Raw genomic sequence first — 14,536 nt, forward strand, 5'->3', positions numbered from 1 at the left:
ATCTCAGATGTCCGTCAACGCGGATCAAGCCCAGTCAGCACACGGTGCACGGTCGAGGGCACGAGGCCGAGCAGGTGGCGATACGGGCCGGTCCCCAGCGGCGTGCGAGGCGGACCTTGGTGATCCGCCGCTCGGTCCGCGTGGGCGTCCGGCGCAAGCTGGTGTGCGGGCGGGACGGCCGGTCGGTCATCCCGGCCTCGCCCAGCATCCGGTAGCGGGCGGCCCACCGCTGGGCGGTGGTGGAGAGACCTGGGAGCGTTGGGCGGCCCGGCGAAGCGGCCAGCCGTCCTTGACCACGCAGCGCGCCAGGCGCAGCCGTCCGGTCTCGGTCAGGGGTGCATTACGGTGGGGCATGAGGGCCTTCTGATCGTCGGTGGAGACGTCGCAATCCACACCGAACCCGGAAGGCCCTCACCCGTTCAAGATCCCTCAGCCGAGACCTGCCTCACCCGTCCACGACCTCCCAGGACAGAGCACCTACACGCAGCACGAGCTTCACGCGTTGCCGCTCAAGCCTCTTTTCGGATCCGCAGGCACCTGGCGCTCCGAGGTCGGCCACCGGTCAGGCAGCCGGAAGTACCTTCCACGAGCCCGTGCCGGGCCCGCGATCGGTGTAGTGGCTTGTGGATACGTCGAGCTTGGCACCGGGCTGGCTGGACGCACCGTTGGCGTCCAGGAAACCACCGCTGGAACCGTCGTAGTTGTAGGTGTTAAGAAGGCTTACGACATCGGCGGTGCGGATGTGTCCGTCCCCATACGAGGAAGCCTTGCCGAAGATCTGCCACTTCCCGCTTCCCGCAGCGCGGTCCTTGCTGAGGGTGCTCGAGACGTCGTATTTAGCGCCCGCCTTACTGGAACCGCCGTTGGCGTCCAGGTAGGTGCCACCTCCGAACTGGTTGACGAGGTAGACAACGTCGCCGCTGTTGACGGGGGTGCCGTCAACCTTTCCAGTGGCTGAGACCACCTTCCACACCGACGTCTTGGCGCCTCGACTGTTGGGCTTCTGGTTTGTTGCCACATCGAAAGTGGCACCGGACGGCTGGGTCAGAGAGCCGATTGTGTCCAGGTAGCCGCCGTCACCTGTGAACTGGTTCTGCAGCAGAATGTCAGTGCCATAGGTGAGTTCATCTCCGGCCGCGGGGCCAGCAGCCGATGCCGGAGCGGCAAGAGAGGCGACCGTGGCGGTGAGCGCCACGGCGGCTGCTGCCGCCGCCAAACGGTGCGTCGCTGAGCGGAGGATGCGACCGGATGCGCGTGTGCTTTCCACAATCAACTCATTTCATTCCAGGGCAGCAATTTGCTGCGCATTCATTACACCAGAAATACGAGCTCCCGCCATCAGGAAGGGGGGATTCAGGCCATCTGTAACGTGAATACTTTTATGACACTCTTAGGCGCACCGTGGGCGTCAGTTTTCTCTCCGGTGTGTAGGCCGCTTCATCGCCGGCAATCCGCGGTATGGTGGCAGATGCCGGGTGAGCTGCTGTTCTGTAGGAGGCGCCGCTACAGGGGCTGACGAGCAGCGTTGACGTGAGGGTCTGCGGTTTCCGTCCTGCCTCAACCGCGCCGACCGCTGAAAGGAGCCGGAATACGGCTGCCTGCTAGGAGCATTTCGGGGGTGAGCTCATGCGGGTGGTGGGGCCGCACCAGGTGTACGCATGCCATTTCTTCCTGAATGCCGCAGGTGCGTCTTGCCGGTCTTTGGCGGGCCCGCCGTGCTGGCGTGATCACCGGGCGGTGGCGCCCCGCCTGCCGGGGTTCGGGTTGCTGGACGGGGCCCCTGCCTGTAAGTCGGTCTGCTTCCGGGGCCGGTGTGGGGTCCTTCCTTGGTGGCGTTGCGCGCGCCGGTCTCCAGTGGCTCCTCGGGCGGGTGCTGCCTGCAGACAGCGGCGCGGCGCGGAGAAGGGCAGACGCCCGTGGCGGATACGGATGCCGAGGAGAGCGAAGGGGGCCGAAGCTGGTGGGGAACGTCGATGCGGCCAGCAGCGCGATTCTGGGCCGGCCCGCGCGCCTCGGAACTTCTCGGAGCCAGCCGCGACCGGGGCAGCCCCGGTGACCAGACGATCGGTGTCATCCGCAAGGGCTCCCGGGCCCTGCAGTGGATCCCCGCCTCCAGCGACGCGTTCGTATGGCTGCGGCTCTACCAGCAGCAGATCCGCCCGCAGGACCCTCGACGGTCCGGACGAGCCGCTGTGGTGGACCCTTCGGCGCCCGATCAGGCCGTTGAGCTACGACGCGGCACGCATGGTGTTCACCAGGGCCAACGAGACCCTGGGAGCGAATTGGACCCTGCATGACCTGCGGCACAGCGCGGCCAAACGCATGGTGCGCGACCCCAAGCTCTCGCTCACCGACGTCCAATGGGTCCTTGGCCATCTCCACATCAGCACCACGGAGCAGTACCTCGAACCCGCCGAGGACGAGGTCGTCGCGCACGTGCTGGCCCACCACGCCCGGCAGCCTGCGGAACCCGTCAAACCGGTGATGCCCGCACCGGGCTACCGTTCCGAGGTTCTCCAGACGCTGCTCGGCACGGCCGTCCTCGGCGGAGGCCCGGCATGACCACCGCGACCGTGACTGCCCAGCACTCCACCCCCATCCCTCATGCCCCCTTGCCTCCCGGCCAGGAGAAGCGCGAAGCGCCGGCGACCTGGTGGCAGGCGGAGGAACCGCGCGAACAGGTGCTGCAGCGCACTCGCGCTGCCGTTCACCGCAGACAGCGACGCCAACCTGCGCACACGGCACCGCGGTCTGATCAAGCTGCTGGACTGGCTGGAGGACCAGCCCGGCCGCACCTGGCAGGAGCGCTGGATGGCCAATTTTCGTGACCGACGCCCTCCGCTCCGGTCTGCCCCCGCACATCGCCGCCCGCATCTGCGGCCACCGGACGGTCGACACGACCCTCGGCTATGCCGCGATCTATCCCGAGGACGTCATCAACCACCACCGGTCCTTCATCGCCCGCCGCCGGGCGCTGCGACCCGGGGAGGAGTACCGCGAGCCCACCGCACAGGAGTGGCAGGACTTCCTCGCCCACTTCGAGCTGCGGAAGGTCGCCCTCGGCGTCTGCGCACGCGACTTCGGCACCCCCTGCATCGATGAACACGCCCCGTTGACTGAACGAACCCTGGAGATTGCCCAGTTCAGTGGGCGGATGGAGTCATCGCGCACTACGGTCACCGGTCGTGATGAACGATGCTCCCCGACGAGATTTGGCGGCCCTGGTGGTTCCCCGGTGGGGTCGGCTGGTGGAGACCGGCCACCGGTACGAGCCCTACCGGCTGATCGATCCCGACGGAGCGGCCGTCGAGGCGGTCGCCGTCTATTTCCAGGAGTTGCTGGCCGCGGGGAAAGCGCCGTCAACGGTTCGTTCCTACGGGATGGATCTGTTGCGGTGGTGGCGGTTCCTGCAGGCTGTGGACGTTTCCTGGGACCGGGCGACCCGTCGGGAGGCCCGGGACTTCAGCTGCTGGATCCAAGAAACCGTCAAACCCAGGAAGATCAAGGCCCAGGGCCCGCGAGCGGTACGGGGAGCCGGTGCCGGGAACCCGGTGACCGGGAAGCCGTCGACCGGATCCGGATACGCTCCGGCCACCGTCGTGCACAGCGAGACGGTCCTGCGCCGGTTCTACGATGTGCACCGCGATGCGGGGACCGGCCCGCTGCTGAACCCGTTCCCGCTGGATCTGTCCCGCCGCTCTGGGCGGGCTCACGCGCACCACAATCCGATGGACGGCTGGAGGCCCGAGCGGGTGGGCCGCTACCGGCCGAGCCTGCCGCGGCGGATCCCGCGCTCGATTCCGGAGGCATGGTTCAACAAGCTGTTCGCGGCGCTGCCCTCCAACCGCGACCGGGCCTTGGTCGCCTTCTGGATCTCCACCGGGGTGCGGGCTTCGGAACTGATCGGCATGCGTCAGCGCGATGTCGACCCCGGCCAGCAGTTGATCAGCGTGGTGCGCAAGGGCTCGCAGGCGGTCCAGCAGGTACCGGCGTCGGCGGACGCATTCGTATGGCTGCGCCTCTACCAGCAGGAGGTACAAGGCCAGGTTGCGCGGGGCCGCACCCAGCCGGTGTGGTGGACACGGCGAGACCCGATTCGACCCCTGACCTACCACGGTGCCCACCGGATGTTCGAGCGTGTCAACGCCTCGCTCGGCGCCGACTGGACCCTTCATGACCTGCGGCACAGCGCGGCCGCCCGCATGGTGCGCGACCCGAAGCTGACGCTGTCCGACGTGCAGTGGGTGCTCGGACACGCTCACCTGTCTGCCACGGAGGTATATCTGACGCCGCACAAGGACGAGGTCGTGGCCGGCGTGCTGGCGCACCACGCACGCCAGGCCCGCGAGAGCATCCAGCCTGCGCCTCCGCCGCCGGCACCGGGCTACGACCCGGCATCGCTGGACGTCCTGTTCGGGCGCTCGTCATGACGGCCGTCGTCAAGCACGCGACGCGCAAGACGTTGGAGATCACGAACGCGACCGCTGAGCAGGCCCAGGCGCGGAACAGCCGGCTGCGGGAGCAGTTCCCGGCCCGGACCGCGGAACGGTGGTGGTCCCAGACCGCGCAGTCGTCTGATGAGACGCTGCGACGCCTGACGGCGCCGCCGTTCCTCCCTGCGGCGAACGGCACCCGAGCCGGACGCCGCCGTGGGGTGACCAAGCTGCTGCACTGGCTGTCGAGCCAGCCCGGGGATACGTGGCAGCAGCGCTGGATGGCTACGGGGGCCGAGGACTTGTGCGGAGCCGCCTGGGTGGAGCTTCCACAGCGGTGGTTGAGCGAGCGCGGGCCCTCACCGTCGCATGACCGGGAAGACCTGACCTCCGGGCTGCTCATGCTGATCTGCGGAGACGTCATCCGTCCTGCTCTGCCGTGGATGCTCACCCGCACGCACCGGTATCTCGCCTCTGTGATGGCCGAGGTTCGAGACCCGGACGGATTCGCGCGCCTGCATCAGATGGCCGGCGCCGGGCCAGCGAGCTCGCGCAAGGATGCGCAGATCGCTGCGACGCGGATCGCCACGCTGCTGGCCTGCAAGGGCGGACGGATTGGCGACATCACCGTCGGCGACTGCGTGGAGCTCGTCGATACCCAGCGCCGGGTGCACGCCCGCGGCGGGCAGAAGAAGGTCGACTTCTACCTGCGGCTGCGGGCCATGGGCATCTTCCCTGAGGATGCCCCGGCCACGATCCGTGCCTTCGGGCTCGCTCTGGGCCAGTTGAGTATCGAAGAGTTGGTGGACCGCTACCGGATCCGGTGCCAACCGGTACGCGACGTGATGGTGGACTATCTGCGCGAGCGCCAACCATCGCTGGACTTCGCCAGCCTGGACGCGATCTCGCGCACGCTCGCGGGCCTGTTCTGGGCCCGGATCGAAGCTCTGGCACCGGGAATCGACTCACTGCGGCTGCCCCCGGCGGTGGCTCGCGCCTGGAAGGACGACCTGAAGGTCAAGAAGCGCAACGTCGTTGGCCCCGACGGCAAGAGCGTCGAGGTCTCCAGCCCGCGACTCAACGCCAAGGACGAACTCATGCGCGTCCGAGCGTTCTACCTCGACATCGCGCAATGGGCGGCCGAGGAACCGGCCCGCTGGGGGCCATGGGCCGTGCCCTGTCCGATCAGCGACGACGAGATCCACAAGGCAAAGGAACGCAAGAGACGCAAAGCCCGGATGGATCAGCGCACCCGCGAGCGGCTGCCCGTCCTTCCAATTTTGGTCAGCACCACCGACCGTCGGCGCCGTGAAGCCGCCGGCCTGCTCCAGGCGGCGGGAGACACCGAGCCCGGAGAACTGATCCCCGGCACCGGCGGGGCCCTGCGCAGAGCCATCGCTCCGAAGGCCGCAGGCCACCTGACGTGGGCCGAAGAGACCTCCAGCGGGCGCCGACGGAACCTGTTCTATGAAGAAGAGGAAGCCTTCTGGGCGTTCGCCGTGATCGAGGTCCTGCGTCTGACCGGCGTTCGCAACGAGGAACTCCTGGAACTCACGCACCACAGCGTCACCCAGTACCGGCTCCCGGCCACCGGCGAGGTCGTCCCGCTGCTGCAGATCGCTCCGTCCAAGACCGACACCGAGCGGCTCCTGTTGGTCAGCCCGGAACTCGCCGACGTCCTCAGCGCCATCATCAGTCGACTGCGCGGCCCTGGCGGGATGGTTCCGCTGGTGGCCGCCTATGACGTCCGCGAGAAGGTCTGGAACCCGCCGATGCCGCTGCTGTTCCAGCGCGGCATCGGCTCCGAGCACCGCGCTTTCACGCCGACCGCGATCCGCAAACTGCTGATCAATGCGCTGGCCGCGACCGGGCTGACCAACGCCGAAGGTGAGGCACTGTCCTTCTCTCCCCACGACTTTCGAAGGATCTTCGTCACCGACGCCATCATGAACGGACTACCCCCGCACATTGCCCAGGTCATCTGCGGTCACAAGAGCATCGACACCACGATCGGATACAAGGCGGTCTACCCTGCCGAGACGATCGAGGCCCACCGAGCGTTCATCGCCCGCCGACGGGCCTCCCGTCCCGGCGAGGAGTACCGGATCCCGACAGAGGCGGAGTGGGACGCCTTCCTCGCCCACTTCGAGAAGCGGAAGGTGTCCATCGGCACCTGCGCACGCGCCTTCGGATCCCCCTGCATCCATGAGCACGCTTGTGTCAGATGCTCGCTCCTCCGGCCTGACCCGGCCCAACGGGCACGGCTTGCCGAGATCCGGGACAACTTGATCGCCCGAATCGCCGAAGCCGAGACGGAAGGCTGGCTCGGCGAGGTCGAGGGTCTCCAGGTCAGCCTGGCTGGCGCCGAGGAGAAGCTGAGCCAGCTCGATCGGGGCCACGGGCAGCATATGGACGGACCGGAACTGCCTGAGTGCTGGCTCCTGGCCGAGTGGCCCGCCGGACAGAGCGAACCCGTTCAGTTCTGGCTCTCCGACCTGCCCGCCGACACCCCGCTGACCACCCTGGTCCGCCTGGCAAAGCTCCGCTGGCGCATCGAACACGACTGCCGGGAGATGAAACAGGCCCTGGGTCTCGCCCACTTCGAGGGCCGCACCTTCAACGGATGGCACCACCACGTCACCCTCGTCTCCCTCGCCCACGCCTTCTGCACCCTGCAACGACTGGCCCAAGCCCCAAAAGACACGGCGCCGGCCTGAGCCTCTACCAAGCCGTCCGCGAGCTGCAGACCCTCCTCGCGACATGGACCGGCGTCTGCCCCACCTGCCACCGCGGCATACCCACACCAGCCCCGACCTGACCAAGCCCTACTAGGGATCCAACGAGTCATCGTTGAGATCCCACACCGCTTCGAGTGCTTGCCCGATGTTCACGTAGTCGACAGCAATGAAGTTGACGGGGCGGTTGCGGGCCGATTCGCACGCTTTCGCATGGGATAGGATCCAGTCGCGCCTATTAACGACTCCGGCATCCGCTCTACTCCCCCCGCCGTTGGTGACAAAATTGTTCATCAGCAACAGCTCCTTGCCTGTCCCGCCTCGGTTCGGAGAGCAATTTATGTCCTCGGGTCGGGCATAGGAGTAGTGATTTTCCATCCCATAGCGGTAGAAGTTTCGGTACCAAGGTCCTGGGCCGTCCGCCTTCTCGGAAAAGACGACCAGCCTGCGCCCATCATCGATCATCTCTCCCAGCGTAGGCCAAGGGCCATCAGGATCGGCAGGAGGGGTGAACAGGAAGTCACCCAGTCCTGCTCCGATGAAGGCCCGTTCAATATCTACATTGCTGGTCTCATCTTGAACTATCATCGTCACAACCTCGGTGGGATTAGCCTCCAGCCATGCTCCGACGTCTCGCAGCTGCGAGCTGAGCTCAGTAGCTCCGGCCCGGCAGACGGCATGACACAGCCAGAGCCCCGCACGAGGAGGATTGGCTCTCTTGGCGAATTCGTCTATCTGTGCCTGCAGCTGCGGGCTAATGCTGGACGCGCGCAGTCGTTCCGTGACACTTTCCGGCGTCTCCCATCGGTGGATATCGATAAGGAGAGCCCGGACGCCATAGTTCAGCTGACCAATGATGTCAAGATCCTGCAATGGGCCAATGAAGTGTTCGGCGGTAGAGGACATTGCATTGTGTGAGGCCAGATAGGCGACATCATTATATGGCCGCTCGCACAGACGGATATCACCCTGACACCGACGCTGCGTTTTAAATCCGATTTCTATGGATGCTGCCGGTACTGTTGCCAGCAGCAGCGCCATAAATGCACCAGCCCACGCCAGCAGTGCGGTCCGTCGGGGTAGATCCGGAGGGTTGTATCGGCGTGCAAGCGCCCAACCAATCACGGTCAGGCACGCCCCGAATGAGACACAAGCAAGAGCCACTGCCAGCGCGGTGTGCGCTATACCCAACGTAGCGGTGTGCTCCATGTCAGAGATGAGGTTGGAAACTGAGGCAGGCCACGATTCAGGGGGTACGTAGATTCCCTCACCGACGATCTGTTCCCCAGCCCAGAGAGCGGCGACCACGGAAACAGCCCCGATGGTGATTGCCCACCCAATCCGCGTGAGCTTCTGGCCCCGCGAAAGCGGGCCTGTGGAGAGAGCCACTGCCAGCGCTGCGATTGCTACTGCCGCTATCGCACCCGGACCTATGGTGAGCAGGAAATAGCTGATGGCCTGAGCCTGTCTAAGGGCAGGAATCTCTCGTCCGTCACCGCTCTTCACCTGGACGTCCCAAGAACCGTCCTCATCAGCCCGAACCATCAAGTTCGTGGAAGCCGCCGCCGATGTTGGAGAAAACGCGGCCGGGCCCACTGCAGCGAGAGCTGACGCAATGTCTCCGTCACCCAGCGCTGCCCTGACCCCGGAACGGAGCTGTTCCCGCTGCTGAGCCGGGACGACGCGGAGTAGCGCTGTCGTGGCGGCATCAGCTTGACGTTCAGTCAGCTCCAGATTCGGAAGCTGTTGCGGGCGCTGACCATGCGATAGCGCCACAGCCGCTTTTCCAAGCTGCTGTGAAAATTGAGTAAAGTTCGCCGACTCGCTTTCCTGTAGCGAAGAAACTAGGTCACTAAAGTAGTCTTGCCCTAGTGACGCTAGATTATTGGCTATAGGCTCTATGTCTACTTCGATGCGAAAAGGTCCATCCTCTCCGCGCCGCACATAGGAAACCGCCGCATCAACTTGCTGTTGCGTGAGCTCACGCAAGGCCGACGGAGGTACCAGGTTTTTCAAGTTGGCCGATACCACGCCGGGGGGTACAGGGAGCCTGGCCAAGAGATCGCTTGTCACTGCAGACAATTGGGGATCCACGAGAATCTGGTCATAGATCCTGCTGTACGCATCATTATCGTCAAGCACGGACTCATAGAATTTCGGATTCGCGACCGTGTTATTGATGGTGATAAGGATGACGAGAAGCGCCGTACACAGCGACACCAATGCGAGCGCCGCGGCGTGGACCACGAGCGCCGCGGCGTGGACGGTGCGGCTCGCTCTTTCCATAGAGCCAGTGTGGGCCTGCGGCTCCGAGCCCGCCACCTACACGCTCGGGTGCAAGGCCGCAAATTGCAGCGCTGCGGGTACATAGGGACAGAGGGCAGGGGCGGTTCTGGGGACCGCTGAGCTGCTCAAAGTTGCCGCGTGAACCCTGCCGCCGCTGTCCCGCGGGTAAGCGGCAGGAAGTCCGCGCGGGCGGGCTGGAACCTGCGCCGAGCTCCAGGGCAATCAGCTTCTGCCGACAGCGGAGGCCGGCCCCCACTCCCAGCAGTGCCAGGTCGAGCGATGTTGGCTTTGTGGTCGCGTGACAAGCTTTGCAGCTGCAGGCAGCAGACGAGTACGGGGCTGATGTCGACGCCGAAGAGCGACGGCTGATGCGGATCGGCCTTCGGGCCGGTGGTGACGCGGTGGCGGGCTGAGATGGCGCCTTTCCGCACAGGGCATGTCGGCGGCGCGGATCGCGCACCTGATGTTGATCGACCGCAACGTAGAGACGTTTTGCCGGCCGTAGCCCGTGCGGAAGCCGGGCGGCGTCCTCGCCGAAGGGCACATCCACACATAGTGGATCTTGAGTTTGACTCCCCAGTGACCCCTGGCGTACCTCGCGACGGCCTCGGAAGCCGCTCGTTGCGAGGTGAGACCGTGGTCAGGCAGACGATCCCGCAGGACTGCTTCCCCGAGGGCTTCACGGTGCGTCACCCGGGCCATGCGGTCGGCCGTGCCCTCGTCCACTCTCCGTGTGCCCGGCCGTCACCTTATGCCACGGGACCGAGCGGCACCCCTCCCACAGGGCCGGCTGGGTCCGCTTCACCCGGAGAACGAAGTGCGCGCCCGCCCTTTACACCAGCACATTGGCGGTCTCCGCCTGGGGTGCCAGGGCGATGACCGTCACCACCGCACCCCGCCCGTCCAGAACCGCTGAACAGCGGAGCCAGCGCCCGGGCACTCGTTTCTCCTGTCCGCGGCTCGCTGCTGGGCAACCAGCGTGCCGTGTGAGCCATCACGCCGACAGCATCACCGCGCTCTGCGTACCCCGACGCGATTTTCTCAGAGGCCCTGCCACCCGCCTCTACCGTTTGCTGAGCCAACACCCAGCCGCAGGAGAACCTTCAGCTCACCCGGCCTCAGCGTCGGCTGCACACTGCACAGCGTGTCCGCCCCCGGCGCCCTCACCAGCCCGGACGTACCGGCAGGCAACGGCTCCGGCTAGGCTCTGCTCCTCCCGCGGCTCCGCGGCGCCAGCCCCCTGCGCCATCGCCCGCCAGGACCCAAACCCCGCCGCCGTCACACACAGCGCGATCACGAGCAGCCGCGGCAACGGGAACAACGCCCCAGCGCCGTGCACGGACCGGTCGCCCCACCGGGCCTCTGTCACAGCACCGCCTGCGCCGACACCGGCACGGACGTGTCAGAATGCGCCTTCTCACAGCGAAGCTCCGTTATTGCAGGGCGACTTGCGAGGTAGCCGCGCCAACAGAGCTTAGTGCAGGCACGGGCCTCTCATCAGCAGGAACATATTCACACAGGATTGAGCGGCAGCCCTGGCCACCGCCTATCCGCGCGCGCTCAACTGGGCCGTGTTGTAGGGCTGATTTCAGATACTATTGAGGCGCCCCATCTTCATCCTGCTCTCAGACCGTCGGCCGCACAGACGATTCTTTGGAAACTCTCGGCAGAGACCCGCACCACTTCCGAGCCTTGCTATGTGGCTCGCACGTGCGCCGGCAGCAGGTCAATGACGTCGGGGTGGTCGCCGCTTGATCAGCCGCAGCGCGAGAAGGAGGAGCAGCGCTAGTACCGCCGCGACTGCTGCGATGGTGCTCACTGGCAGGGTCTGCGGAGTCCCGGTGGGGGCAAGTCCCGAGGGCGTGACGGTGATGGTAGCTGTCACCGTCGGGGTGTTGGTCGGGCAGACAGGAAGAGCGGTAGGAGGAGCTGAGGGTGAGAATGAGGGCGTGGGCAGTGAGGGCACAGTGGGTGAAGGTGTCCCACTGACGCTTAGAGATGGTGAAGGCGGGACAGAGGGCGACCCGGACGGGGAGGCAGAGGCAGTGCCGGTCAGGGAAGGCGAAGCGGTACTCGTGCCGGTCGGGGATGCCGTTTGCAGGGGCGTAGGGGTGATGCGCTGCGTGGCTGTGGCAGTAACCGTTACTGTTGCCGTCACGGTCACAGTCGGGACGGAGACGCCTGCCGGGATGCAACTTGCTGAAGGCGAGATAAGAGGCGTGGGGGTCTGCTGTCCTGCCACGTACGCCGCTGCCTCGCTATGACTCATCGAGCCTAGCGCAGCCAGGGCCACCGCACCCAATACCCCGGATACCCAGCGGCTTCTTGCAGGCATATTGAGACCCCTTCGTCGTTTCCTGCCGTGCTGGCCTAGAGCAGTGATTCGCGGGCAGTCCGTTTGGGACTGCCAGATTCGCACGTACATGAGCGCACAGCCAGCCGACTCTCCGACACACGCCGATTCCTTTCAGGCCCAGCAACCGTTCCTGTGTCTAGGGCCGGGCTATGGAGGGGGTCGGGATAGATGCTGCGTGCGCACGCCCCCGGGTGGGCCCGTACGCCAATTTCCTGACGATTAGCACTCCCCCCGCGGGCTCTCCGTCCTGCAAGAGGCGACAGCCCTATTTGCGCCTTTCATGCCCTGTGTCTGACCAGGGCTCTTGCAAAGTCGTCGTGATCTTGTCAATGGGCTGGTCGACTGGGGTGTGACCGGACGTGCCGAAGACTCCGTTGATGTGGGTGACGTACCAACTCGCCTGCAAACAACCTGCAAACAACGGAGCCTCGGTGATGTGTGCCTGTCATGCCCGCGCCTGCGCTGATTGTGTTTCGGGCGCCCTGGCGGGTGACTGCACAGCGGAGAGCGCCGATCCGCGTGGTCGTCGCGGGCGGCGGTATCCGCTGACCGTGCTGGTCAGGGCAGTGCCCGCGGCCGATGTGCTCGGCCGCGACTTCACCGCCCCCGCGCCCGGTCTGCAACTGGCCGACGACATCGCCGTCGTCCCCGCCGATGAAGGCTGGTTAATATCTGGCGACCTGGCCAGAGCTGGGCACCAGCGAGATCGTCGGCTACGCGATGGCCGGCCACCACCGCTCGAGCCTGGTCGTCGACGCGCTGGTGATGGCCGCCGACCGCGGCCGCCTCCAGCCCGGCTGCATCGCACATTCCGACCGTCACCCGGAGTACACCTCCGGTGAACTCCGCCGTGAGATACACCGACTGGGGCTGCGGCAGAACATAGGACGAACCTGCTCATGCTTCGGCAACGCGCCGCCGAGTCCTTCCTCGCAGTGCTGCAAGAAAAGATCGGCACCCGCCGCTGGCCCGACCGGGCCACCGCCCGCGCCGAGATCCTCACCCTATCGAGACCTTCTGCAACCGCAGACGGCTGCCGAAGCACCTTGGGGCTACCGCACCCCACTGCAGATCCGGCAGCGACACGAACAAGGACGTCCTCGCAGCGTAAGCATGAGGTGTCCGACATCACGGGGAAAGTTCAGAGGGCGGATTACCCGACCACTGGGACTTTGCTGTAGCAGGTCCCGCGCGCATGATGATGTGGCGATAGACCTGTTTGACGCCCTACTCTGCCTCGGCCAGAATCCTGGCGACCTGCTGCAGAATGTCGGCTAGTTCCCTTCTGTCTGGTGCGCTCAGTTTACCCCTCATGTCCTCGACCACTGCCTCCACGCCCCTACTGACCTGGAAGTAGCGTTGGATGAAGACACTGCGCTGCTCGGCATCCAAGGATCGGTAGGCGATGTCCATCACGGCAGCGCCGTTCTTCCACGGCAGGGCAGCGATGGGGACGGATTCGTGAACCGCAAAATCTCTGCTGCCGTCCCCGGTGCTTTTCACGTCAGAACGTGTGGTGTAGCTCTCCTCGTCCCCAGCCCCATGCCGCGGCGCTGCTACGGGGCCTCCGAGGAACTCAGGGCCGAAATTTGCTGCCTGTACACCAGTCCTGGAGCTGCTCTGCTCCTTCTCGGTAGCACCCGCTTCTGGGCTGGCCGCGGCGGGCACGGCCAGCGTCCCCAAGGTAGGCGGCAGTGTCCGCCCCCTGGCGGCCCGCCTCGCTGCAACTGCCTGAGCTCGTTCCTGCTTGAGCTTTTCCAGGTGCGCCTCTTGCTTCTCCGGAGCCTGGCCGCCCACACGCCGCAGTAGGTCCGCCGGCTCCTGACCGTTTTCCAGACGCTGCTGCAGTTCCGGATTCAGCTTCAGCAGCGCGAGTCTTTGGGACACCCAGCCCTGGGAACGATGCAGGCGCGCCGCTAGGGCTTCCTGTGTGCCATGAATCTTCAATAGCCGCTCCAGGGCGCGCGCCTCGTCGAGGTGATCGAGATCGTTGCGGTGGATGTTGGCGACAAGGGCGGACTCAAGGATCTCGTCGGAGCTGCTACCCAGGCCGTCGTCGAGCATGACCTTGATGGTCTTCAGGCCAGCTTCACGCGCCGCAGCTAGACGGCTGTTGCCCTCAATGACGACATACCGGGCCCGGGGCTCCAGCTGGTCTTCCTTGTCCGGGTTGCCTTCTAGGTAGGCAAACCTCGTCATGACGCTGATCGCGGTCTTCTGCTTGTGATCGCGGAGGCTGTTGGCGAGGTCTGTCAGGTCTCCCAACCTGGAGCGGGGATTGTCGGGGTTCAGGCTGATTTCGTTGACGGAGAGTTCGGTGGGTGCCGGGACGCCTTCGGTGGGAGCGGTAGTCGACGCCTCGATGGCGGCGCGCCGTGAGCTGACGGGTTTGGCCTGTTGGAACGAGGCGCCCATGCCGAGCTTCGCTGCCTTACTGCTCACTGGAGAGCCTCCTAACTGCAGTGCACTTAAATACCGGTGCGACCACTTGGTCCCCGTGTTGTACATCGCGTGCTGCGTGCCGCCTATTGGCCATCACAAGTTCCACCGCCACCGGTCTTGTCGGGTCCGCAGCCGCACGGGACCTCTCAGGGAGACGCCCATTGGCGTACCGATTGGCGAGCTCCCGGCATGCCTCTTCGCATCCGAGTTGGTGCTTGACGCACGACACAAAGGTAGTTCTTTCGTGTTTGACGAGTGAGAGCTGAGCGCGCCGAGTAAAGCTG

The 14,536-nt window shown here is 65.6% G+C and carries 7 protein-coding genes and 3 pseudogenes; 6 read left to right on the forward strand and 4 right to left on the reverse strand.

The genetic code is table 11. The features are described from left to right. Positions 1-32: 32 nt before the first annotated feature. Together ACFZBD_RS31410 and ACFZBD_RS31415 are read right to left on the reverse strand one after the other, a co-directional pair. Positions 33-354 (reverse strand): annotated as a pseudogene (locus ACFZBD_RS31410) (leucine zipper domain-containing protein); the annotation flags it as partial. Between the two features lie 208 nt (positions 355-562). Further along, entirely contained in the window at positions 563-1,267 is a 705-nt protein-coding gene (locus ACFZBD_RS31415; protein WP_391146285.1) for a hypothetical protein, read from the reverse strand. 662 nt (positions 1,268-1,929) lie between these two features. On the opposite strand from ACFZBD_RS31415, the gene ACFZBD_RS31420 reads away from it, so the two are divergent. From ACFZBD_RS31420 to ACFZBD_RS31435, 4 genes and pseudogenes are all read left to right on the forward strand, one after another. Continuing rightward, a complete protein-coding gene (locus tag ACFZBD_RS31420) occupies positions 1,930-2,562 on the forward strand; it encodes a tyrosine-type recombinase/integrase (protein WP_391146289.1) in 633 nt (210 codons plus the stop codon). A gap of 626 nt (positions 2,563-3,188) precedes the next feature. Beyond that, entirely contained in the window at positions 3,189-4,430 is a 1,242-nt protein-coding gene (locus tag ACFZBD_RS31425; RefSeq protein WP_391146356.1) for a tyrosine-type recombinase/integrase, read from the forward strand. 1,241 nt (positions 4,431-5,671) lie between these two features. Further along, positions 5,672-6,406, forward strand: a pseudogene (locus ACFZBD_RS31430) (site-specific integrase); the annotation flags it as partial. A gap of 438 nt (positions 6,407-6,844) precedes the next feature. Further along, positions 6,845-7,150 (forward strand): annotated as a pseudogene (locus ACFZBD_RS31435) (transposase); the annotation flags it as partial. Positions 7,151-7,261: 111 nt separating this feature from the next. Here the strand turns inward: ACFZBD_RS31435 and ACFZBD_RS31440 are convergent. After that, positions 7,262-9,454 (reverse strand): hypothetical protein, encoded by a 2,193-nt coding sequence (locus ACFZBD_RS31440; RefSeq protein ID WP_391146291.1) that lies wholly within the window; start codon positions 9,452-9,454, stop codon positions 7,262-7,264. A 1,808-nt stretch (positions 9,455-11,262) separates the two neighbouring features. On the opposite strand from ACFZBD_RS31440, the gene ACFZBD_RS31445 reads away from it, so the two are divergent. Together ACFZBD_RS31445 and ACFZBD_RS31450 are read left to right on the forward strand one after the other, a co-directional pair. Beyond that, complete coding sequence (locus ACFZBD_RS31445; protein ID WP_391146293.1) at positions 11,263-11,718, forward strand: hypothetical protein; 456 nt, start codon at positions 11,263-11,265, stop codon at positions 11,716-11,718. A gap of 764 nt (positions 11,719-12,482) precedes the next feature. Continuing rightward, on the forward strand, positions 12,483-13,088 hold the full coding sequence (locus ACFZBD_RS31450) for a hypothetical protein (protein WP_391146358.1): 606 nt from the start codon (positions 12,483-12,485) through the stop codon (positions 13,086-13,088). On the opposite strand, the gene ACFZBD_RS31455 is transcribed toward ACFZBD_RS31450, so the two are convergent. Further along, positions 13,038-14,252, reverse strand: coding sequence for a ParB/RepB/Spo0J family partition protein (locus ACFZBD_RS31455; RefSeq protein ID WP_391146295.1), 1,215 nt, complete (start codon positions 14,250-14,252; stop codon positions 13,038-13,040). The genes ACFZBD_RS31450 and ACFZBD_RS31455 overlap by 51 nt on opposite strands. Positions 14,253-14,536: the final 284 nt, after the last annotated feature.

Source organism: Streptomyces sp. NPDC008121, from assembly GCF_042957155.1.
Lineage (GTDB): Bacteria > Actinomycetota > Actinomycetes > Streptomycetales > Streptomycetaceae > Streptomyces.

What these genes read in the sequence shown, in the direction of transcription:
- ACFZBD_RS31420 (WP_391146289.1), top strand. Translation starts at nt 1,930, where the DNA reads ATGCCGAGGAGAGCGAAGGGGGCCGAAGCTGGTGGGGAACGTCGATGC.
- ACFZBD_RS31425 (WP_391146356.1), top strand. Translation starts at nt 3,189, where the DNA reads ATGAACGATGCTCCCCGACGAGATTTGGCGGCCCTGGTGGTTCCCCGG.
- ACFZBD_RS31440 (WP_391146291.1), bottom strand. Translation starts at nt 9,454, where the DNA reads ATGGAAAGAGCGAGCCGCACCGTCCACGCCGCGGCGCTCGTGGTCCAC.
- ACFZBD_RS31445 (WP_391146293.1), top strand. Translation starts at nt 11,263, where the DNA reads ATGGTGCTCACTGGCAGGGTCTGCGGAGTCCCGGTGGGGGCAAGTCCC.